Annotated in this window: 15 protein-coding genes; 3 read left to right on the top strand and 12 right to left on the bottom strand. The window is 35.1% G+C overall.

The window, feature by feature from the left end:
- Positions 1-117 precede the first annotated feature (117 nt).
- Positions 118-462: a hypothetical protein gene (locus tag R1X58_RS00435; protein ID WP_240571065.1), complete on the top strand. Its 345-nt coding sequence runs from the start codon at positions 118-120 to the stop codon at positions 460-462.
- A gap of 39 nt (positions 463-501) precedes the next feature.
- Here R1X58_RS00435 and R1X58_RS00430 read toward each other — a convergent pair whose 3' ends face one another.
- Complete coding sequence (locus R1X58_RS00430) at positions 502-753, bottom strand: DUF1456 family protein (protein ID WP_240571064.1); 252 nt, start codon at positions 751-753, stop codon at positions 502-504.
- 375 nt (positions 754-1,128) lie between these two features.
- Here R1X58_RS00430 and R1X58_RS00425 point away from each other — a divergent pair, with 375 nt between their 5' ends.
- Positions 1,129-1,533: a TerB family tellurite resistance protein gene (locus R1X58_RS00425; protein ID WP_240571061.1), complete on the top strand. Its 405-nt coding sequence runs from the start codon at positions 1,129-1,131 to the stop codon at positions 1,531-1,533.
- A gap of 41 nt (positions 1,534-1,574) precedes the next feature.
- Here the strand turns inward: R1X58_RS00425 and uvrB are convergent, their stop codons facing one another.
- From uvrB to R1X58_RS00390, 7 genes are all read right to left on the bottom strand, one after another.
- Positions 1,575-3,578 carry an excinuclease ABC subunit UvrB gene (gene uvrB / locus R1X58_RS00420; RefSeq protein WP_240571059.1) on the bottom strand — a complete coding sequence of 668 codons (2,004 nt, stop codon included), beginning with the start codon at positions 3,576-3,578 and terminating at the stop codon, positions 1,575-1,577.
- Between the two features lie 27 nt (positions 3,579-3,605).
- Positions 3,606-7,187, bottom strand: a complete 3,582-nt coding sequence (locus R1X58_RS00415) for a T9SS type B sorting domain-containing protein (protein ID WP_240571056.1) — start codon at positions 7,185-7,187, stop codon at positions 3,606-3,608.
- 34 nt (positions 7,188-7,221) lie between these two features.
- Positions 7,222-9,546 (bottom strand): T9SS type B sorting domain-containing protein, encoded by a 2,325-nt coding sequence (locus R1X58_RS00410; protein ID WP_240571054.1) that lies wholly within the window; start codon positions 9,544-9,546, stop codon positions 7,222-7,224.
- Positions 9,547-9,601: 55 nt separating this feature from the next.
- A complete protein-coding gene (locus R1X58_RS00405; RefSeq protein ID WP_240571049.1) occupies positions 9,602-14,401 on the bottom strand; it encodes a T9SS type B sorting domain-containing protein in 4,800 nt (1,599 codons plus the stop codon).
- Positions 14,402-14,600: 199 nt separating this feature from the next.
- Positions 14,601-17,327 carry a T9SS type B sorting domain-containing protein gene (locus R1X58_RS00400; protein WP_240571046.1) on the bottom strand — a complete coding sequence of 909 codons (2,727 nt, stop codon included), beginning with the start codon at positions 17,325-17,327 and terminating at the stop codon, positions 14,601-14,603.
- Positions 17,328-17,353: 26 nt separating this feature from the next.
- Positions 17,354-18,178 carry an ABC transporter permease gene (locus R1X58_RS00395; RefSeq protein WP_240571034.1) on the bottom strand — a complete coding sequence of 275 codons (825 nt, stop codon included), beginning with the start codon at positions 18,176-18,178 and terminating at the stop codon, positions 17,354-17,356.
- Between the two features lie 17 nt (positions 18,179-18,195).
- Positions 18,196-19,092, bottom strand: a complete 897-nt coding sequence (locus R1X58_RS00390; protein WP_240571030.1) for an ABC transporter ATP-binding protein — start codon at positions 19,090-19,092, stop codon at positions 18,196-18,198.
- A gap of 124 nt (positions 19,093-19,216) precedes the next feature.
- Between R1X58_RS00390 and R1X58_RS00385 the strand changes: the two genes are divergently transcribed.
- Positions 19,217-20,278, top strand: a complete 1,062-nt coding sequence (locus R1X58_RS00385; protein WP_240571027.1) for a hypothetical protein — start codon at positions 19,217-19,219, stop codon at positions 20,276-20,278.
- An 18-nt stretch (positions 20,279-20,296) separates the two neighbouring features.
- On the opposite strand, the gene R1X58_RS00380 is transcribed toward R1X58_RS00385, so the two are convergent.
- The 4 genes from R1X58_RS00380 to R1X58_RS00365 all read right to left on the bottom strand — a co-directional run bounded on the left by R1X58_RS00380 (position 20,297) and on the right by R1X58_RS00365 (position 23,943).
- A complete protein-coding gene (locus R1X58_RS00380; protein ID WP_240571024.1) occupies positions 20,297-20,815 on the bottom strand; it encodes a plasmid pRiA4b ORF-3 family protein in 519 nt (172 codons plus the stop codon).
- A gap of 38 nt (positions 20,816-20,853) precedes the next feature.
- The gene (locus R1X58_RS00375; RefSeq protein ID WP_240571021.1) at positions 20,854-21,870 is read right to left on the bottom strand and encodes a COX15/CtaA family protein; all 1,017 of its coding nucleotides are present in this window, start codon (positions 21,868-21,870) and stop codon (positions 20,854-20,856) included.
- A gap of 21 nt (positions 21,871-21,891) precedes the next feature.
- Positions 21,892-23,313, bottom strand: coding sequence for a CCA tRNA nucleotidyltransferase (locus tag R1X58_RS00370; protein WP_240571018.1), 1,422 nt, complete (start codon positions 23,311-23,313; stop codon positions 21,892-21,894).
- Between the two features lie 69 nt (positions 23,314-23,382).
- Complete coding sequence (locus R1X58_RS00365; RefSeq protein WP_240571015.1) at positions 23,383-23,943, bottom strand: L-threonylcarbamoyladenylate synthase; 561 nt, start codon at positions 23,941-23,943, stop codon at positions 23,383-23,385.
- Positions 23,944-23,945: the final 2 nt, after the last annotated feature.

Below are 23,945 nucleotides of genomic sequence, written 5' to 3'. Positions count from 1 at the left end.
GTTAATATTACCGTATAGTTTTAATAAGAGTAGTGTAAATCACTACTCTTTTTTTATGTCTAATTTTGACTCGTAAAACAAAAACAGTCAATATTAAAAGCTGTAAAAACTAAAACTATGAAAACAATTAAAGTATTATTAGTATTAGCAATTTTATTATGTTCAAAAACCATTTTTGCTAATGATAGCAAAATGAATGACCTTCCTAAAACGGAAACCATCACTGTAGAAATACAGAAGATCCTTAAGAACTCTAATTTAGAATTTAATGAAGAGGTTTCTGCTAATGTTTATTTTACTATTAACAATAAAAGCGAAATTGTCGTATTGTCTATTGATTCTGATTCGGATGAATTAGAACAATTTTTGAAGTACAAGCTTAATTATTGCAAAATTCAGGCTGAAGGCATGGCGCCGGGTAGAAAATATTTAATACCGGTTAAGTTGGTTGCCTCTATTTAATTCAATTTTGAAACACATAAAAAAAGCTCTTAATGAAAATTAAGAGCTTTTTTTGTTGTCTTGTTTTTTGGGGGGCATGGGGCCTCGCATATGAATTACCAGACCATTTAAAAAGTTTCTTAATATCTGGTCACCACATTCCATATATTTAGGATGGTCTTCTTTTCTAAAAAAAGCACCAAGTTCACTTTTAGAAATTCTAAAGTCTACCAGACCTAAAATCTTTACAATATCGTCGTCTCTAAGTTTTAAGGCAACTCTCAGTTTTTTTAAAATATCGTTGTTTGTCATATCTGTTATTTGAGTGTCAAAAGTACTATTCCTTTTTGTGAATCAGGCAGTGTTAAGATGTGTTTTCTAGCGTTTTTGTAATTTTTGTAAAGATACTTCAAAAAAAGGTTATAAAATTTTTACCATTATTTGATTTTAATATGTGTCTAAGTTATTGTTAATCAATGGGTTGTTTTTTGGTTTTTATTGTGCTTAGTTGTTTTAATTTATTGAAAATCAACTAGGTAATGATGTTGTTTTTAATGTGTTTGAGATGAAATAATTAAAATTAACGACCAAATGCACGCCTGTTTTCGATAAGCGACAAATTATACAGGATTATAAAATTAAGGTAGTTCGTATCTTTATAGGGTAATTAATTAATCCCTTAACTATATGATTAATAGAGTCGAAAAATTAAGTCTCTTATCTGAAATGATTGCTTTTGCTAAGCATGATAAAGATATTAAAGCCATTGAATATAATTTTTTGCTAGGTGTTGCAAAACAGCTTGAAATTTCTCGAGAGGATTTCGACTATCTCATAGAACACCCTATTAATTATATTCATTTAAAATCGCATAGCGAGCGCATTGTACAATTTCATCGTTTAGTATTATTAATGAATATTGATAATGATCAAAATGATTCTAAGAAAATTGTAAAGCTACATAACTTTGGATTACGCATGGGCTTGAGTCATGAATCCATTTCTAAGGTACTTTATTTAATGGAAAGTTTTCCAAATAAAATTGTACCACCCGATGTACTTATTGATATTTTTAAAACGCAATATAACTAGAAAACAAACTAGATATTTTTGGGATGGAAAAGCTAAAGGTATTATACTTTTAGCTTTTCTAATTTTTCTTGATACCCTTTTATTTCATCACGAAGTTTGGCGGCCACAATAAAGTCCAAAGCCTTAGCAGCTTCTTCCATGAGTTTACGCTTATCTTTAATTTTCTTTTCTAATTCCGGTTTGGTTAGGTACAGACTTTCCGGTTCAGCAGCCTTGGCAGCTTCTAATTCGTAGCTATAGGTGCTCACCGAATTTTTAGCCAGCGCATTATTTAAGTTTTTATTTAATGCTTTAGGCGTGATATTGAATTTAGTATTGTAATTGATTTGTTTCTCTCGTCGGTAGTTCGTTTCATCAATAGTCTGCTGCATGCTATTCGTAATCTTATCAGCATACATGATGGCTTTACCATTAAGATTTCTGGCGGCTCTACCAACCGTTTGAGTTAGTGAACGTGCCGAACGTAAAAAACCTTCCTTATCTGCATCTAAAATGGCTACTAGCGATACTTCAGGTAAATCTAATCCTTCACGAAGTAAATTTACCCCAACAAGTACATCAAATAAACCTTTACGTAAATCCTGCATGATTTCCACGCGTTCTAACGTGTCTACATCACTATGAATATAACGACAACGAATTTGAATACGATCAAGGTATTTAGTTAACTCTTCGGCCATACGTTTGGTTAAAGTCGTTACCAAAGTACGTTCATCTTTTTCAACACGCTGCTGAATTTCTTCAATTAAATCATCAATCTGATTTAAACTCGGGCGCACTTCAATAATCGGATCTAATAATCCCGTAGGTCTGATGATTTGCTCCACGTAAATCCCGTCCGATTTTTTTAATTCGTAATCGGCAGGTGTTGCACTGACATAGATTACCTGATTTTGTATCGCCTCGAATTCTTCAAATTTTAAAGGACGGTTATCCATAGCTGCTGGCAAACGGAAACCGTATTCGACTAAGTTTTCTTTCCTACTACGGTCGCCACCATACATGGCATGCACCTGCGAAATGGTCACGTGACTTTCATCAACAACCATTAAATAATCATCCGGGAAATAATCCAGTAAACAGAAAGGTCTCGTGCCCGGTTGTCTGCCATCCAGATAACGTGAGTAATTCTCAATGCCTGAGCAGTAACCTAATTCGCGAATCATTTCTAAATCGAATTCGGTTCGTTCTTTAAGTCGTTTGGCTTCTAAATGTTTTCCGATGTCCTTAAAATAATCATGTTGTTTTACCAAATCGTCCTGAATGTCTTTAATAGCATTTTGAAGGACGTCTGGTGAGGTTACGAACATATTTGCCGGATAAATATTCAGTCGGTCGTATTTTTCAATCACCTGATTGGTTTGAATATCAAACGCCTCAATGTCTTCAATTTCATCACCAAAAAAGTGAATTCTAAAGGCATAATCAGCATAACTAGGAAACACATCTACCGTATCGCCTTTTATTCTGAAGTTTCCATGGTTAAATTCGGCTTCGGTTCTGGAATATAAACTCTGTACTAATCTATGAAGCAATTTAGTTCTGGAAATTTCCTGATCACGTTCTAATGAAATCACATTCTTTTGAAATTCCACAGGGTTTCCAATACCATACAAACAGGAAACAGAAGCCACAACAAGCACATCTCGTCGTCCTGAAAGGAGGGAAGAAGTCGCACTTAAACGCATCTTCTCGATTTCATCGTTAATCGATAAATCCTTTTCTATATAAACCCCGGAAACTGGAATATAAGCCTCAGGCTGATAGTAGTCGTAATACGAAACAAAATACTCTACGGCATTATTGGGGAAAAACTGCTTAAACTCAGAATAGAGCTGAGCGGCTAAAGTTTTGTTGTGAGCCAAAACCAGTGTAGGGCGCTGTACTTCCTGAATAACGTTGGCAACAGTAAAGGTTTTACCCGAGCCTGTAACACCAAGTAGTGTTTGATATTTTTCATCAGCATTAATTCCGGCTACTAATTGTTTAATAGCTTGTGGCTGATCGCCTGTAGGTCCGAATTCAGATTCAATTTTAAAACGCATGCTACAAAATTACGTAAAATATAACTCTTATCGCTTTAAAGTAAAGTGCCCTGTAAAAGATCTTCCGTCGGTAAGTTCTACTGTAAACCAATAATCATCAGTAGCAAGTAATTCCCCATTAAATGTGCCATCCCAACCATTACCTAACGGATTAAGTTGCTTAATTAATTTTCCATAACGGTTATATATGTAGACCAAACTTGAAGCTTGCGAACTGTTTAATCCTTGAATTTTCCATAAATCATTTTGACCATCCCCATTTGGGGTGAAAAATTTTCTATAGCCAATAACGAAGACATCTATTTCGGCTGTTCCGCAAATATCATCTTTTACATAAAGTTTATAATCTCCGGCGCGAACATTGTTAAACACCGGACTGTCCTGATAAGGAAAAATAACAGAGCTATCTTTTGATTCCAATGCAAATTGATAGGTGCCAGAACCTAAACTTTCAGGATTATTTATGGTAACACTATTGTTTTCTGAGATATCTATTACTGTAATATTGTCTTGAGTAATGGTTGCCAGTTCTGAGGCTTTTACAGAGACGGTTTTGGTTGTTGAACAAAGTGTTGTTGGATTCGTTAAAGCCACCGAGTAATTTCCTGGATTAGAAACATCTAAGGTGGTATTGTTAGATATTTCAGAACCTTCAAATGTCCAGGAATAGTCGAAAACTTCGGAAGGGTTACTTTGAACCGGAGTTAAAGTTACTATAAATGTAGGGTCTGATGTGCAAACAATTTCTTCTTCATTTATGGTAAAATCAGGAATCGGGTTTACAATTAAGTCGATAGTTGTTGAGGCTATACAATTTGAGTTTTCAGGATTTATAACATTTGCAGTTATGGTTTGGGTTCCAGAAACTAAAGGGTTTGGTAATTCTGTTGCATCGGTTATGGTTACTCCATTTTCGTTTATATATGAAAAATAGATGTCCATATTTGTTTGATTGCCAAGTACGGTATCTGAAAAAGAGGAAGTATTAAAACTATGTAGACCATCATTTATATCTGTGCTATCTAAACCATCATCGCAAAATATTTGAGACGAAACTGAATTTGCTATGGGTTGCTCGTCAATAATAAATTCAAGAGTGGTTTCATCAAAGCAAGCCCCGTCAGGATCTTGAGTAATGTTATTGGTAACTCTTATGGTTATCGTCTGGTTTTCGGTTAAAAACGGATTAGGTAACGGACTAGGTAAAGTATTTCCTTGTTCGTCAAAATATGTGATAGTTACTTCGGCAGGATTTTGATTTCCTAAAACAGTGGTTTCAATTTGTGAGGTGTCAAAAGGAAAACTTAAAATAGTGTCAGTCGAATCGTAGTCACATTCTGCATTCAGACTAGCAGGATTTGCTATCGGTAGGCTTTCAACAATCAGTAGGTTTTGAAATTCTTTTAATCCTAAACAATCATTACCTAAGTTGCTTTTTATACGCACCCAGATATTTTGACTGTTTGGCGAATTGGTATTTTGATGTGTATCAATATTTAAAACTTCATTGATCTCTAATTCGGCATTGATCTGGCTTTCGTAAAAATGTGCAGTCACAGAGATGGAAGAAAATAAAGTGTTTTCTATATGGGTTTTTATGCTCGACATATCGAAAGTTGAAATGCCATCCCTATCATCTAAACCGTCATCGCATTGATGTAAAGGTAGAGGGTTATATGTGTCTAAAGCACTACCGGAAGGGTTTACTTGTAATTCTATCGAAACTATTCTGTGGCATCCACTAGGGTTTTCAACGCGGATATAAACAATTTCGTTCGTGAAAGGGACTTTGTTTTGAAAATTCTCCGGTGTAGTGATATTAATGCCTCTGTTTTCAGCTTCATTTTGATCGTTGTAATAGAGGAATATTAAACCTTCAGCTAGATAATCAGGGTTTATTTCTTCTTTAATATGGTTTAAAGTTAAATTAAATGGAGCTATACCGTCGTTAGAAGCATCGTCACATTGTGAGTATTTATCCGGCATATTAACTTCGGGCAATGCATTAATTTCTATTTGAAAACTGGTGTCTGAAAAACAGTCAATAAAATTATTGTTGGTCATTCTAACATATATAGTTTGTCCGCTAGAAATTGTATTTATAAACGTTGTTGGATTCAAAATTTTATTCACATATAAAGCATCGGTAAAATAAGTAAGAGTAAACTCCAAAGCAGACTGACCATTGAGAATTTCGGTATCTCTTTGCGTTATATCTATAATTTTAAAACCATCAATATCTGTCCCAACAGAGGAGTCATCACATTCCTGAATAGGGGTAATGCTTAAGGCATCTAAAGGGAAAGCAGAATTATAGACTTCTAAATTAAAGTTTGAAATGGCAAAGCAATCGGGGTTGTAGTTGTTTTCTACTCTGGCATAAACTGTTCTGTAGCCACTTCCGTAGTTTTCAGGTGTTGTAATTAAAGGGGTACCTGTTTGAGCATCGGTTAAACTTTCATGATAAGTAATGGTAAACTCAGGTGAGTCGTTGATAAGGTTGTTTTGTTGAGTCAAATCGAAAGTTGCGGTTCCATTATTATCGTCATCACATAATTTTAAATTTGGAGCGGTTTGAGCATCAGTAAAGTAATAATATACAGGGTCGGTAAAGAAATTACAACTACTGTTTAATAGATTATCAGCATTATGTGCAAATTTTAACCTGAAATGGTGAAAGCTATTTGAATTTGCTGGAATGGTATAATTTAAATCAGTGGCTGTTTCGTAAGTCAGATCAGTCCAAACATCAGGTGAGGTCGATTCCTGCCATATCATAACAAAGTTACTAGGTATATTAGCAGATAAATTTATGGTCGTATCTGTTGTTCCGCTAAGACAATATGCATCATTATTTATAACATTATTTGTGGCATCGCTAATTTCAATTTGAGGTCCACAAGGGCGCACTTCAATATCATCTATAACTAAATCGTTTCCTTGTTGTCCAGATACATTATTTTTAAGCATAAAATAGATGTTCTCTGTGCCAGAAGGAACGGTAAAAACTAATGTTTTTTGGTGCCATCGGTTGGCACCTATTCCTGTAATTGAACCAGTGTCAGTGTCAACTATATTACCTAACGGGATATCATTAGCATCAGTAAAACCAACAATTAACTTAATGTTAGGATCTATAAAGTAACCAGGTTCGTTAGATTTTGCGAACCAGGCCGATAGTTCGTATTCAATATCATTACAAAGACCATCTATTTTTTGGGCATAAAATACGTTTAAATCTGTTCCCGCATCGCAATAATAAAGATAACCGTTTGTGTTACCAGTGTGGTCTGTAAAACTATTATTCCACCATGCACCACCGGGAGCTGCATCAACAGGATTCTTCATTAAGCCATATTGGTCGTACCCAACGGTGCCATTTCCTCCCACATAGGTGTATAATTGAGCAGGTCTGAAATCAGGATGTACATCTGTATTTGGGTCTTGATTTAAAGATGGTCCTAGTCGAGCTGTTCCAGACCCGAAATCTTCGATAAACACCGGATTACCTAATGAGCAGGTTTGAGATATACCTTTTATAAAAAAACTTAAAAAGCAGAATAGAAAAAGGGTGAATAATTTAGTTTGGTTAGTTGGAGTTTTTGTCATAACTAACAAATATATAAATATTTAGAATTGATTTTTAACGCTTTAAAGAAAAGTGTCCGGTATATTTTGAGCCGTCTTTTAAAACTACACGATACCAGTAATCATCGGTTGGTAAAGGTTGTCCTTGAAGTGTACCGTTCCATCCAGATTGAGACGGGTTAATTTGTTTAATGAGTTTGCCGTAACGGTCAAAGATTTTAATATCTATATCGTTATAAAATTCAGAGGTTACACCAAAAGGTTTCCAATAATCATTAACTCCATCATTGTTGGGAGTAAAGTATTTAGGAAAACCTAAAACAGAAACACGTTTTTGTATCATTCCACAACCATTAATGTCATTTACATACACAGTGTGAATACCTGCTTTAACATTTGTAAAAGTATTACTGTTTTGAAAAGAATTGTTATCTAAAGCAAATTCGTAAATACCTTCACCAGAAACGGTAATGGTTACAGTATTGTTTTCTGAGGCTTGTTTAATATCAATATTTTCAATAGTCGCTATGTTTGAAGGTACTACGTCAATAGTATTGCTTTCTGAACAAGTATTGTTGAAAGTTACAGTAACAGTATAAGTTCCGGTTTCATTAATATTAATAGAAGAGGTGTTTTCAGGAATAAGAGTATTATTTAGATACCAAGTATAAGTTGGTGAATGGTTTACTAGATTGACAATTCCGGAATCTATAGTTATAGTTTCAGGGTAATTGTTCAGGCAATACCCGATATTTTCTGAAGGCAGAAATTGTGGAGATTCTAAAACCAGCAGATCTACAGTAGAGGCGGCGTAACAATCACTGCCGTTTTCTATTTTCACCCAAATGGTTTCCGAATAGGCGTTGGTGTTTTTATATGAATCGGGTAGTGAGTTGGTTTCGGAAAATAAATCGTCTGTCGTTTTATAAAAACTGATTAAGGAGTTCACAGGAACATTAGGTTTAATGTTAGTTCTTAAATCATCAAGATTAAAGGTTGTGAATCCGTCAGGGGTGTCATCGTCACAGGTCTCAAAAGGAGTAATAATAATGTTGTTAGTTGAAATGTCTAAAGTTATTTCTGCTATTGAAAAACATTGATTTTGATTTTCTACGCGAGCATAAATAGTTTGTTGAGGTATCGTACTTTTAAATGTAGTAGGATTTTGTATTTTGTTTTGTTGATTTTCGGCATCGGAAGAGGTTGTGAAGAAATTAGATATTTGTAATGTATTGTCGTTGTTGGTTATCATCTGTTCAGCATCAAACAGATTATAGGTTGTTAATTGATCTAAATCTTCGTCACAGGCAATTAATGTCGTATTTGCAACTATAGGGTTGTCTATGTATTCAATAATGATTTCTCCGTAGGATGTGCAATTATTACCTAAATCTATTTCAATATTGTAAGTTCCTGCTTCAGTTACGGTATAAGAGCTGTTGGTTTCATTATTTAGTTCGATGTTATCTTTAAACCATTTATAGGCAATGCCATTTGATGAACTGGCATCTAAAACTATTGTCTCATTTTCGCAAAGTGGATTACTAGTTGCAATCAACTGGTCTTCTCCTAAATCGGTATTGAGTATAAAACTACCAGCTTCAAGAAATACAGCTGAATCGTAGCGGTAATTTTGTTCGTCTGCAATAACGAGCTTAACATGATAGGTTTCATTAGGTATTGTATTTGCAGTAGCTGTTAATACTGTTGTTTGACCGTTAAAATTAATAGGAGCAGAGGCATCATTCCAACTGCCAAAATATGCTTCGTTTTGAGCGGAACATCCGTTAGGTATTTCGGGATGGACTGTAGTCACTTTTACGGGAGTCTGTGTGTTGGGAATAAGTGCAATATTCGTGTATTGTGAGTCGTTCACATTCCGAATTAAAAAGCCAAATAAATCTGAATACTGACATGTGTTTGCATTGTTTTCCTGATATTCTTCGGAGGCAAATAAATAACGGAAACTTATTTGTGAAGCAATAGAGGTGAATTCAAATTCTATGATAGTGGCATTGATAGTGTTGCTTTCATTTAAAATGTTTTCCAAATCGTTATCGCCATTCCAGTTATTGGCATTATCATCACTTAAAGAGGTGTTTGGCCCCGGAACATTGGAAAGTTTTCCTGTACTTAAAACAATACCACTTTGAAAAGGAAAGGAGGTTCCTGAAGCGTTAAAATACCCGTAGCTTTGGTCTGTATTATTAAAGTTGCCTCCGCTAACATTGGTCACCATCACGTTAGAGATACAGTTGCTGCCTATTAAAATATCTTCAATAAGTTGTTGCGCCGTATAGGTCTGGCTGTCTACCTGTACATTTTGACTAAAACAGAGATTGCAAATTATAAGAAAGCTTAGAAAAATCAGGTATTTCATTATAAATGAACTATACCTGTAAATATAAAAACTTCATTATTAATCTATAAGGCTTTTAACGTTTTAGTGCAAAATGTCCTTTCACTTCAAAAGGATTCCCGTTTTGAACAATTTTAGCAACAAACCAATAATCGTTTGAAGGCATATTTTGTCCATTAAAAGTACCATCCCAGCCAATTGAATTATGTGTAAGGGTTTTTAATAGTTTTCCGTAGCGATCATAGATGTAAACTAAAGTTCCCGGAAGTTGATCGATACCTATAACATGCCAGGTGTCGAAAGTACCATCATTATTTGGTGTAAAGAATTTAGGAATATCGAATACAAATACTTCGGTAATGACATCTTCACAGCCGTTTAAATCGCGTATAGTAACTTGATGAAGTCCGAAGGTGACATTGTTAAATACGTTTGAGGTTTGAGGCTCACCGTTATCTAAAATATACACATAATTACCAATACCGCTTACATCAACGGTAATACTGTTTGGGTCGGCGAAATCGACTTTAGTCGTGAAGTTAATTTCTGCTTCTTCAGATTCAATAAGGCTGAAATCTTTTCTAAAAGAACATCCGTTAAGAGTGGTAACTTCTACCCAATGTGCTCCAATGTCGGCAATGTCTAATTCAATTTCAGGAGTAGTTTCCCCAGTATCCCAAAGGTAAGTGTCTCCTGCATTTCCGGTTTCGGCACTTACGGATTGAGGTAAATCATTAAGACAAAGTGGCTCTACATCTTCAACAGGAATTGTAGGTAACGGATTGACAAAAATGTTAAACTGAGTAATATCGTAACAAGCTGTTAAATTATTTTCAATGCGAGCAAATACAATCTCTCCGTTAACGGCAGCGTGTAAATCTCCTAATGGGTTTTCTTTAGCTATAGCATCGTTAATATCGTTATAATAGGTAATGGTAAATTCTGAAGCACTCTGGCTTCCTAAAATGTTTGCATTGTTATCTGTTAAATTGAATTCTAAAAAGCCATCAAAATCGTCGTCACAATCTTCAAAATCCTGTGGCGTATTGGCAACAGGATTCGGGTTAATTTGCAGTTCGAAGGCCTGTGTGACAAAACATCCTGTAATGCTATTGGCTACTCTGGCATATATGTTAGGATTGCTAGAGGTGTAAGAGTAATTGGTGCTGATTGGGGAAGTACCGCTTTCTGCATCAGTTTGGGTGTTGTGGTAGGTAATTGTAATGTTATTGGTGTTATCGACTAACATGGTATTTACTTGTGATAAATCGTAACTGCTTGTGTCGTTATCACAAAATACAATCGGGTCGATAGTGTTTACTGCCGGAGGCAAGTTTACTTGTAATTCCATAGCAATATAATCATAGCATCCAGTGTCTTCAATTTCAGCCTTTATATAAATGGTCTGACTAGTAGTTAGTGGGTAGTTTGTAATAATTGAACTAGGAATTTCGTTGGTTAACGTCATCGATGTTTCATCAAAAGTTTCGTAATACGAAATTGAAACATCACTGAATCTGACATTCTCAATATTATAATTTGTAGTTGTCAAGTCTATGGTTGTACTGCCATCGTAATCAACATCACAAACAGGGGCGATAGTTGCTGAAATAATATGTGGTGTAGGGAAGGTAATGTATCTAACCACTTCGAGTAAAGCACAAGAGTTTCCTGTGTTTTCAATACGTACATAAAACTGACCTTGTCTATTTTGTGCGTTAAAAGCATAGGTGAATTGGTCTGGAAGAGGTGTGCCTGTATTGTTTATGGCATCGTTTTCATCTAAGAAAAACTGAATGTTTAAATTATCGGTACTGCCTTGCGCTATCTCCTGACGTTTTTCTTCAAAATTAAAAGTATAATCGTTAGCAGTACTTTGACATACAGGAGGGAAATCGGTAAAATCTGTATTATAGGTTGGGTAGTGTGACAATTCTAAAGTAAATGATGAGGTGGCATTACAACTCGGATCTGAGATGTTTTCAACACGTATGTAAATGGTTTGAGCACCATTACTTGGATACGGATTGTTCTTATTGATTAGGGTTGTATAGTTACTGTCTTCAAAATAATAGACTTCTTTGCCGGTTTGACCGTTTAATATCTCAGCATCTTTATTTGCGAAGATAAAATCGGCAGAAGTAATACTTTGGTCAACACATATCTGGTACGGAGAAATGGTTGGGATGACCGGAAGAGTGTTGATTATGATATTGAATGATTGAATTGAAGGACAAGTCGTGGTTGCTGAAGCATCGGTAACACGAACATATATTGTTTGAGAATTAGCATCGTAACTCGAAGAATTGGTTATAGGTGCTATGTTTGCTTCAGCATTGGCAAGCGATGTGTGAAAACTAATGTTTAAGCCTGTTGGGTCCGTAACTAATTCGTCTATAGTTTGATCTAAATTCACTATTGAGAATCCATCTTGATCGTTATCACAAATAATGATATTTCCAGGTTGAGAGGTTGCTGGGGCAACAACCACGGCAATATCGAATGAATTTTCGGTATGACAGCCTGTGTTGGTATTGGTAATACGTGCCCACACTGTAGTTTGCTGGTCTACAAAATAAGGGTCTGGAAGTTGAGTTAGATTTTGTATGGCATCATCTTCCGAAGCAAAATAAGAAACTGTAAAATCTGTATTACCGTTTAGAATTTGAGCATCGAAATCATGAAGATATACATCTGCCATACCATCGTTATCATTATCACAATAAGGAACCGGAGCTGGTGGATTGAACAATAGAATAGGATTGACACGCAAAATAATATCTTCCTCTTCAGTGCAACCTGTATCTGTATTTACAATTCTAATTAATAGGGTTGAGGGTTGGGTAGCACTAACATCGTATAAAACATCTTTGTTTATAGCATTATTGTTGTTTAAATCGTTTTGGGTTTCGAAAAATGAAACTTCAATAGGGAAATAAAGAGTTGGAATTTCTCCAATAATATAATTTTCTACCGCATATAAATCAAAACCAATAGTACCGTTACTACCTGCTTCATCACATAAGGCGAACTCATTGGTGTCTGTTCCGGTAAGAAGTAAATTGGTATGAATTTCTAAAAGAATAATGGCATAACACCCTGTTGTACTGTCCTCCAAACGAATGAAAATGGTTTGTTCGTTAGCAATCGTGTTCTGGAAATTGGTTGGATCTGGAATTGGATTCGTTCCCGATTCGGCATCTTCCTGAGAGGTATGGTATGTTGGATTATTGAATCCGTTTGCTCCATTTAAAATTCGGCTTATAACTTCAGTTAAATCAAAATTAGCAAAGCCATCATGATCTGGATCGCAGGCATCAAGATACTGTCGGTTCCTTAAAATTTGTGTATTTCCATTAGTAACATTTAGGGTTAGAGTTGCTGAGGTGTTTGTACATCCAGTTTGCGTATCTTCAACTCGAACATAAAGTGTTTCGTTTGGGTTAGTATTGGTATAAGGTGTAACAACAATATCATAGTCATTAATTGCTCCATCTTGTGAATAGTGATAGCTTACCGATAGGTTTGATGCACCACCCGTTATAATAATATCTTGTTCTCTTAAATCTATTTCGGTACGACTGTCTGGCACGTTATCATTATCACAAATGTCCCAAACATCTGGTTGATTAACATTTGGTAGTGCATTAACAATTAAATCAAATGTTCCGAAGAACAAACAACCATTGTCAGTATCCTCTACGCGTACGTAAATTGATGTCGAATTAGTAGTTATAGGATTTGTAATGTTGCTGGAAGGATTGTTTCTCGCATCATCATCAGAATAATAATACGCAATAGTATAGTTTGTGGGAAGAGTTGATAGGGTATTCTCAACATCTGAATTTTTAGTCGTTAAATCAAAAGTTTCTTGTCCGTCACCATTAGCGTCACATAAAGTGTATGGAGATATGGGGTTCATGGTTAACTCATTGTCAATCGTTACATAAACTTCATCAGTAATAACACAACTTACGCCACTTATGGTAATTTCAACTCTATATAATCCGGTTAAAGATGTGGTTAAAGTAGGATTAGTTTCTCCGGGTATAACGGCGTTATCTCTGTACCAGGCATAGGTAGTTAAGGGATTTTGTATTTCTCCATTAAGGGTAACACTGCTTGAACAGGTATTAATATCATCTCCAAGTTCCAAGTCGCTAAACGTGGTTGATTCGATAAATACAGCAGAATCGTAGCCAGGATCTCCAGCCTGATCGGCGACAATTAACTTTACATGATATTGTACGTTGGGAGTCACATTACTAGCGGCAGTTAAAACCGTTGTGCTTCCGTTAAAGTTTGTGTTCGCTAAATTGTATCCTGCGAAGTATTGTTCGTTAGCGGCATCACAAATCCCTAATATTTCACTATGGATATTGTTTACGGTTACAGGAGTGCTGGTTCCTGGAACAACAGCAATGTTTTCATATGGAGCTGTACTACCACTTTCTCGTATTAAAAAAGCAAAACCATCTGATGAATTACAAGGATAATTGGCATAGTATTCTTCGGAAGCAAAAATGTAATTGAACTGAATCACATCAGAAAGGGCAATAAAGTCAAATTCGATAACCGTAGCATTCACTGTGTTACTTGTTCCTAAAGCAGTTTCAATATCCGGATCGGTGCCCCAGGTTAAATCACCTTCACTTAAATCGTCAGAAATAACCGTGTTTCCCGCAGAAGCCGCATTACCTGTTGATAAAATAATACCCTGGCTTAACGGAAAGTTGGTGTTATTACTCTGGAAACTACCAAAGCTAGGAAAGCCTGTGGCAATGCCATTAAGTGATGTGGTAACATTTGATATTTCAACACAATTACTGGCTAAATTATTTTCTATTAAATCCTGAACTGAAATAGAATTATTCACAGTTATTTGCTGTGAAAAAATAAGATTATATCCGAAAAATATCAGGAATAAGCTAAGGCAGGTATTAAGGCTTTTAGTCACTTGATTTCGTTTGGGTGTGGGTTTAATTAAAACTTGGTTTTAAACCTGTGAAAAGTAGCTAAAATTCAGATGAAACGCAAAGAAAATACGATGAAATGCATTATTATTAGGTTAAATATTAGCGTTTTAAGGTGAAGTGATCTTTGAAAATCCTACCATCCTGAAGCGTTACAAAAAACCAGTAGTCATCGTTAGGAAGTTGTTTGCCATTAAAACTGCCATCCCAGCCACCATTTAAAGGCGTTAATTCTTTTAATAATTTTCCATAGCGATCAAAAATCTGAATTTTTGAATTAGGCTGAAACATGTCTGATGTCCCGTAAACCTGCCAGGTGTCATTAAATCCGTCGTTGTTGGGTGTAAATACTTTAGGGAAACCAATAACAGAAACACTTTGATAAACCATGCCACAATCATTTTTTACATCCTTGATATAAACTTTATAAATACCTGCTCTAATGTTTGTAAATACATTGCTTTCCTGATAGTCGGTTACAAGTATGTTATTGTCATCATATAAAGCAAATTCATAAAGTCCTTCTCCCGAAACAACAGTTGTTATTGTGTTATTCTCTGAAGCGTCTTTAACTAAAATATTGTCTATTGTTGCGATATTAGATGCTTCTACAGTCACAGTTCTTTCCTTGCTACAATCAGCAGCATTGCTAATAACAACCGTATAAATGCCAGGTTGATTAATAGCAATGTCATGAGTGGTTTCCCCTGTTGACCATAAATATGTGTAATTATCGGGATTGTCGTTAACCATACCTGCATCAATTATTATGGTTTGCGGGTAACTATTTAAACAATACAGTCTGTAGTCTTCAGCTTCAACTTCCGGAATTTTATTGACTGAAAGGAAGATTTTATTAATACCGAAGCAACTGTTGTCGTTTTCAATTCTCGAGTAAATAGTTTGATTATATGGTGTTGTATTGTTATAAATTGAATTTAAACGGTTTTGTTCCAATAGGGCATCCTCGTAAGTTTCGTAAAAGGTTATACTCGAGGATAAAATATTATTTGTTGTTTGTAATTCAGTTGTGATATCATTTAGATAAAAAGTATTCAAACCGTCCTCCGAATAGAGTTCATCACATTGAGGTGTTGCCGTAAAGTCTGGAATTTGAGTTAAGCTTACCTCTAGTGTTAGCGTTGAAATATCGAAACAATTTGTGTTTTTATTATAGACTTTGGTATATACAGGTTGTGGGGTTTCAGCATCAAAATTGAAGTCTTCAGGTGTTGTAACTGGGAGAGTAAGAGATGCATCCAAATAGAATTCAACCGCTAGATTTTCATTGTTTCCGGTAAGGTAAGAAGTGGCTTCGTTTAAATTAAATCTGGTAAAACCACCCTGAATACCGTCTTCATCGCACTGGGTTAGTTTATAATCGTAAGCAACGGGATTTTCATTATAAATAACGTTAGCAACACCCTCCAAAGTTTTGTCACATTCGCCTGTATTTGGATCAATAAACACATTATAAACGCCTCCTTCATTTACATCTAAAAAATAATCGGTATTTGAAATTTCTTGACCGTTAAACGACCAGATATAGGTGGCTCCAGGAATTTCGGGCGCTTTTAAAGTATATGTGTCATTTTCACATAGTTCAAGTTCAATAGAGAATGTATCTGAATAGCCAATAATATCAATCTTTTGAGAAAAGAACGAGGTGATGAAAGGTGGTAAGCCTTGGCGCCCATTTCGGCTGATTTGCAGAGCACTATGCGTATAATTGCAGGCTGTGCCTTTATTGTTAGGAGTGTTAATTACAGAAAGATACGGAAGACCGATATTGTAACTTCTATTCATAGTTCTGTAAATTTTACCGTTCGGCCCCAACTGTAAGGCGCCTCTATAGGTTTGGCTGTGGTCTAAAACCACTTCTGAAGCACTAATGTTTGGAGCCGTTAAATCGTATTGCAATAAAGCACCATATTGGTATATAGGGTTGAAGCCTTCTTCTTCGGTAGTTTCGTAATACGAGGTAATATAAAGTAATTCACTACTCGGAGAAAACTCTGCACCGTAAGACACTTGAGGCTTTTGACTGTTTAAAGAAAAATTAATGTTAATTGGAATTTCGTTACTAACGATTCCTGTTGTTTTATCAAAATCATATAAAAAAAGGCCGTATTGTCCATTGGCGCAAACTAGTTTTGTTCCTTCAGGCGATAATTTCAAATACCCTCTTTTATCTTGAATATCTGTTGCGAAAGCGGACTTAACAGGTGTTGTATTTAACCCTGTAGTACTCACTTCATAAGCATAAAAGGTGTCAATAAATTCTGTTCTGTCTGGGGCAAAAGTAATAACCCAAATGGATTGGCTTACACAATCTTTAACCACCGCTGTGACTTTTTCAGAACAGTTAGATAGTAATCTGGAATTTTTAATGGTAACGTTTCCTAGTCCAGAATCTAAAGTCATATCAACAATAGAATAGTTAAATCCGTAGTCGGGATCATTTCTGCCAACCGAGGTGTCTACCGTGAAAATATAATAAATGTCCGGGTTCTCTGGTTGAGGTACTACAATAGCCGATTGTGTACTCGATGAATCTCCATAAAGTCCATAACCATTTGGCATAGCAGTATGGTTTTTATTCCAGACTGTAACACCATCTGTATAGAATAGCAGGTTGCCGTTAGCATCAGAAATAGTCGCGCAACCTTCCGTGGTGCTAAGACGTCCGTTAGTTAGTTCTGAGATTGTTCCGTCACGGTTAAACCGAATACCTGCATTATCACCAAAAAACCAGTTCGAGGCTTCACTTTGACTAAAACTAAAACAGGTATTTAAAAATATTAATAGAGTTGCTATTTTCTTCACCATATCATAACAAATCTATTAAAAGAATGTTATAAGTCTCTCTTTTTTAACAGTCTGTACGATAAAAAGATGAAAAGTGCTGTCCAACCCAAAACTATAGCTATTTCATGCCAATGCACAGCGTAATCATACATAAGTTCACCTTTATCAGGAAACTTAGTTATGGCAATGCGTTGGAACGGTTGGTCTATTAATTTGTACATCGATTTTAAAGGGAAAAAGTTCTGAATACTTTCGGCAATGTCCATATTGAATTGCCAGGTTAATAAACCAAATCCTAACCATTCTAAAATAAAAAGTATAAATAGAAAGGCTAATGCAAATGCCGAACGTTTGGCTAACATGCCGAAGAATAAACATAAACTGAAGAAACCGATAAGTTTTACTAAATACGCTAGCAGAAAACTGGTTTCTCTAATGATGATATTAAATTCGTTATAGCTAGAATAATATAGACCAATACATATTGAAATTAATGCGATTAAAATTGTTGAAACCGCTGAAAAGAAAACAATGGCGTAAAATTTAGAAAGTATAAATTCCTTTTTACTAAGTCCGTCTATCAGGTTTTGCTTTATGGTTTTATTACTGTATTCGTTGCCAATCATACTTACTACTACAATAGCAAAGAAGAATTTAAATTGCGAGGCGAAAAATGTGGTTAAGTGCCAGATTATTGGAAAATTAAAAATTCCTAATTCACCTAGCTCTAAAGTGAAAAAACCGAAAACATTAATTTTTAAAGAGGACAACAGGATAACAAAAAATGGTAGAATGAAGGAAATAAATATTAAAACTTTGCTGGTGCGATTCAGTAATAGTTTTTGTAATTCTAAATTTAATAAACGAAGCATAATACAGGTTTTGGCGGTTAGTTTTTATCGGTTAATTGTAAAAATTGCTCTTCCAGGCTTTCTTTACGTTGTACTAAATGGGTAAGCACAATACCGTTATTAAAAAGGTGTTGGTTAAACGTACCGCTATCCATAGGTTCATTTAAAAATGCTGTAACTAAATTATCTTTAATCTTGATGTTTGAAAAGGATTTATGATTCTCTAAAAGAGAAACTAAAGCCTCCTGATTGTCACATTTCAACTCAAAAAAGCCATGACTAGAAATCATTTCATCTACACGGCCAGAATATAATTTCACGCCTTTTCTAAGCACCACCACGTGTGAACACACTTTTTCTACTTCATCTAATAAATGCGATGCGAGAAGAATGGTTGTGCCTTTTTCGGCAATTTGCTTAATAATTTCGCGTATTTGGTGAATACCTTGAGGATCTAACCCGTTTGTTGGTTCGTCTAGAATTAAAATTTCAGGATCGTTAAGTAGAGCAGAAGCAATGGCCAAACGTTGTTTCATACCTAAAGAATAGGTGCTGAATTTGCTGTGTTTACGCTCTAAAAGCCCTACGATTTCCAGTTTTTCATCAATTTTATCAAAGTTGACTCCTTTAATTTTGCATACCAGACTCAGATTTTGAGTCGCTGTCATATAAGGGTAGAAGTTTGGGCGTTCTATAATAGCGCCAACTTTCTTCAAGGCGTCATGAGTTGAGGTGTTTCCGTCGAACCATTTAAAATCCCCACTGGTTTTGTTAACGACATTTAAAACAATACCAAGGGTTGTAGATTTTCCACTGCCGTTAGGGCCTAAAATGCCGTATACATTGCCTTTATTTATGGTAAATGAGAGGTCTTTTACTGCCGTTAAATGACCAAAATTTTTGGTGAGATTATTAATGGTAAGTATTGGTTCCAAATGTTTTAGTTTTATGCCGCAGCATGGGTTAGTTTAAAAGTATGACGATACAGCCCATATTTTGTTACAGGTTTAAAATAAAATAAGTAAATTAATACCGTGATTTGACAGGAACGAAATGCATATGAACGATTTAATTATTTCAAAAAAGAAACCTTCTTACCCTATTACCGAAAAGCTTGATGCGTATTTAGCAGAATATAACCGAAACATAAAGTTACCTATATTTTATGACGATTTGTTGCGTTTTCAGGGATCTATTGTGGTATATGACAAAGACGATAATGATACCCTTTGGATTCGGGTTTATTACAATGATTATGAACGCGAGGAGATTGAAAATGCTTTGAAAAAAGTTTACACCATTTTGCATTCTGATGGTAATGAAAACACCTTTCCGTTTTTAAGTGTTGATGCGATTGACTACTGTACGTTTGGAAATTCAAAGCCTTTTAGAATTAAGGTTAGAAATATCCTGAATGATAATTTTACGTATTTCTATATTAAAAAGGCTGATGCCTCACGTATTTATGGTTTGGAGTTAGAGCATATGTTATCGCCATATAATTTAAATTTTCTGGTGTATAAAGACACGTTGATTGAAGAACATATAGCCGGAATTCCTGGTGATGAATTCATTAAAAACTTTTTACCCAAATGTGATAAATCTGAAAAGTCGCAGATAGCTAAGGAATTTGTTAAATTTAACGAGCGCTGTATGATTAGACTTTTAGGTGATATGCGTTCGTATAACTATGTTATTGTGCCAACGCACGATTTTGATCATGTTGTGTATAAGATTAGAGCGATAGATTTCGATCAGCAATCTTACGAAGGCAAGTTTAATATTTACCGTCCGCAGTTTTTTAAAGAGAATTTAAAAATGGTTGAGCTGGTTTCTGAGACGTTTCAGAAATTATCAATCGATCAATACAAGATTGAAGAGCGCTCTATATTGGTAAAACGATTAAAAAGTTATCATAATCGCATAGGTTCACTTTTGGAGTGTATGGAAGATGATGTTATTTCTAAAGAAGAAAATATAAAGTTGCTAAAGTCTAAAATATACGATTATACTTTAGATGTGGGCTTTAAAAAGTGTAAATCTATGGGGAATATTCTAAAGAAGTCTCTAGAATATTTAACCCATAATTATGAAAATGTAAATCCGTTAAAATTTAAATAATTTTAACGGATTATTATATTAGTTCCAGTTTTCGTCGAAGTCTAAGCCGTCGTAATCGTCGAAGTCAAATCCGTCTTCGAACTCGTCGTTAAAATCGTCAAAATCATCATCAGCTTCAAAGCTTTTTTCCGGAGCTGTATCTGGAATTTGTCCGTGAACAAACATTAGGTTAGGGTAGTCTACACCTTCAGATTCTTCAACAATTTCGGCTAACTCCACAAAGAATGTCCACATACTTAAAAAGTCGTACACATAAATAAGTTTAGTACGAGATTGATCTACAGTATCATTAATAGAAGTTTCATTCATTAGGCGAGCCGAATTGTCGTCGCTTAAATCGAATAACGAAATTTCTTCACCTTGGTTCCATTCGTCATCACTTAAATAAAATGAAGCCATTTCATTGCCATCAAACCCGAAAGATTGTGTAATGGTATTGTGTAAATCTTCAAGTGTGTCGTCTTCACGAATTTCTAAATCGCGGAATACATCCTCTTCAAGATCGTTATCAAGTATAACTCTAAATCTGTAAATCATTGTAAAAAATTAAAGTGCAAAGGTATGTTTTTTTTCAATTATTTAGTGAACCTATGCAAGGTAAATGTCATCGCGCTTAGCAGGAAAAATGCACCAATTTGATGTGCAATTCCTAACCACAAAGGTACTTGTAAAAGTATAGTAAACACACCTAAAGCAAATTGCACGAAAACTAAAAGAATTAAACTGTTTATACCTTTTTGTTGTAATGCTGTTAAATTGAACTTTTTAGATTTCCACCAAATAAGACCAATTGCAAATACAACCAGGTAAGCGATTGTTCTGTGCACAAATTGAATACCACTCGGGTTTTCAATAAGGTTTTTATAAAACGGCTCTAAAACGTAAGCACTAAAGTGAATAAATTGCCCCTCATTCATTAAAGGCCAGTGATTGTGTAACAATCCCGCTTTTAATCCAGCAACAAAGGCTCCGTAAATTATTTGAAGAACCAATACCAAATACCCAATACCGATTATATTTCGCATAGGTTTATTCGTAGGTTTTCTATCTGGATAAATTAAATCTAAGGCCACCCAAAGCGTTGCCGCAAACGTGATGAAAGCTGTAATTAAATGAGCTGCTAATCTAAAGTGACTCACGTCAGGCATATCCACTAGTCCGCTTTTAACCATATACCAGCCTAAAAAACCTTGAAAACCACCTAGACCAAGAAGGACAATGCACTTTTTAATGGTCGCTTTTGTTAACTGTTTTCTGATTAGAAAATAGATGAATGGAAAAATGAAAACCAAACCTATAATTCGACCAATAAGACGGTGAAACCACTCCCAGAAGTAAATGGATTTAAAATCGTCTATAGTGAAATGGCTATTTAATTTCTGGTACTCTGGGTATTGTTTGTATAATTCAAAAGCTTCATGCCATTCCTGATCTCCAATAGGAGGAATGGTTCCGGTAATTAACTTATAGTTAGAGATTGACAATCCGGAATCGGTTAATCGGGTAATGCCTCCCACAATAACCATAATGAAAATAAGTAAACATCCCGATAGTAACCAGTAAATTACACTTTTATTGTCTTTTGTTTTCATAGCTTTTTGATGCTGAAAGGCCTATTTGTTTATAGCAATAAGACCTAATTTTTCTCCTTTTTGAAGCATCAAATTGTAAGCTGCTTCATATTCGTTAGGAATTTCTCCCTCTAAAATGGCCTCTTTAATAGTCTCTTTTATGATTCCTATTTCTTTTGAAGGTTTTAAGTTGAAAGTTTCCATAATTTCTTCACCTGAAATTGGTGGTTGGAAATTTCGAACATGGTCGCGCTCTTCAACTTCAACAATTTTCTGACGAACAATTTTGAAGTTGTTGTGATACTTCTGAAATTTTTTCGGGTTTTTAGTTGTAATGTCAGCTTCACAAAGCGTCATTAAATCTTCAACAAAATCGCCGGCATCAAAGATTAAACGACGCACAGCAGAATCGGTAACAATATCCTGAGCCAATACAATAGGACGTGAACTCATAAACACCATTTTCTGAACGAATTTCATTTTATCATTCAAAGGCATTTTAAGTCTTTTAAATAAGCGGTAAACCATTTTAGACCCTTCGAATTCATGACCATGGAACGTCCAGCCTACTTTTTTACTGAATTTTTTCGTTGGTGCTTTTCCGATATCGTGTAATAAGGCTGCCCAACGTAACCAAAGATTATCTGTGTTTTCAGCAATATTATCAACCACTTCTAAAGTATGATAGAAATTATCTTTATGACGTTGTCCTTCAACTTCATCAATGCCTTTTAAAGCCATAAGTTCAGGAAGGATGTAAGGTAGTAATCCTGTTTTTTCAAGAAGGAGAAAACCTATTGAAGGTTTATCACTTTCAAGAATTTTATTCAGTTCTACTATTATACGCTCTTTGGTGATTATTTCAATACGATGGCTATTTCTGGTAATCGCGTTTAAAGATTCATCTTCAATTCTAAACCCTAATTGTGTTGCAAACCTGATGGCACGCATCATACGTAATGGATCGTCGCTGTACGTAATATCAGGATCTAAAGGTGTGCGAATGATTTTGTTTTCTAAATCTTGAATGCCACCAAACGGATCTAAAAGATTTCCGAATTCGTCTTCATTTAAATTTAGAGCTAAAGCATTGATTGTGAAATCACGACGATTCTGATCGTCTTCAAGACTGCCGTTTTCTACGGCCGGATTTCTACTGTTTTCGTCGTAAGATTCTTTTCGGGCACCAACAAACTCAATTTCAATATCGTCGTAGCGCAACATGGCGGTGCCGTAGGTTTTAAAAACCTGTACTTTAGGTTTGTTAGGTAAATTTTTTGCAACTTGTTTAGCTAATTTAATACCATCGCCAACAGTAACGACATCAATGTCTTTTGCGCTCCCCCTTTGTAAAATAAAATCACGGACAAAACCACCTATTACGTAGCTGTCGAGATTTAATTCTTTGGCAGATTGAGAAATTACTTTAAATATGTTGTGCTCTAAAGCTTGCTTATGATTCATAATCATCAAATTTCAAAATGCTAATTCTCAAGTATTCCACTTGAAATCTAGAATATGAAAATAGGTGTTTTAAGGTCTAATAATTTTTACGACACCATTGTTACTCAATTTAATAATTGATGAAGGCTTGTCGCATTTTTTTTCGTGGTGCAAATTTACAACATAGTCTACACCTTTTAAAACCTCTTGGCTTATTTCTTTAAATGATTTTGGTGTAGGTTCCCCGCTAATATTTGCCGAGGTAGAAACGATAGCACCGTTTAATCTTCTGGTTAATTGATAACAGAATTCATCATCAGGGATGCGAATGGCAATCGTGCCGTCTTCGGCTATAAGATTCTCAGCTAAATTTTGAGCTTCGTCGTATATAATTGTCGTTGGTTTATCGGTAACTTCAATAATATTTAAGGCAACTAAAGGCACTTGTTTTACGTGTTTTTTTAGCATGCGATCATCGGCAACTAAGCAAATAAGGGCTTTGCTGTCTTCACGTTTTTTAAGTTCGTAAACTTTTTTAACCGCTTCAGGGTTAGTGGCATCGCAGCCAATTCCCCAAACGGTATCGGTAGGGTAAAGAATTAAACCTCCGTTTTTAAGAACTTCAAGGGCTTTATTTATTTCAGCTTGCATCT

Source organism: Aestuariibaculum lutulentum, from assembly GCF_032926325.1.
Lineage (GTDB): Bacteria > Bacteroidota > Bacteroidia > Flavobacteriales > Flavobacteriaceae > Aestuariibaculum > Aestuariibaculum lutulentum.
This window is presented reverse-complemented; position numbering and strand designations above follow the sequence as displayed.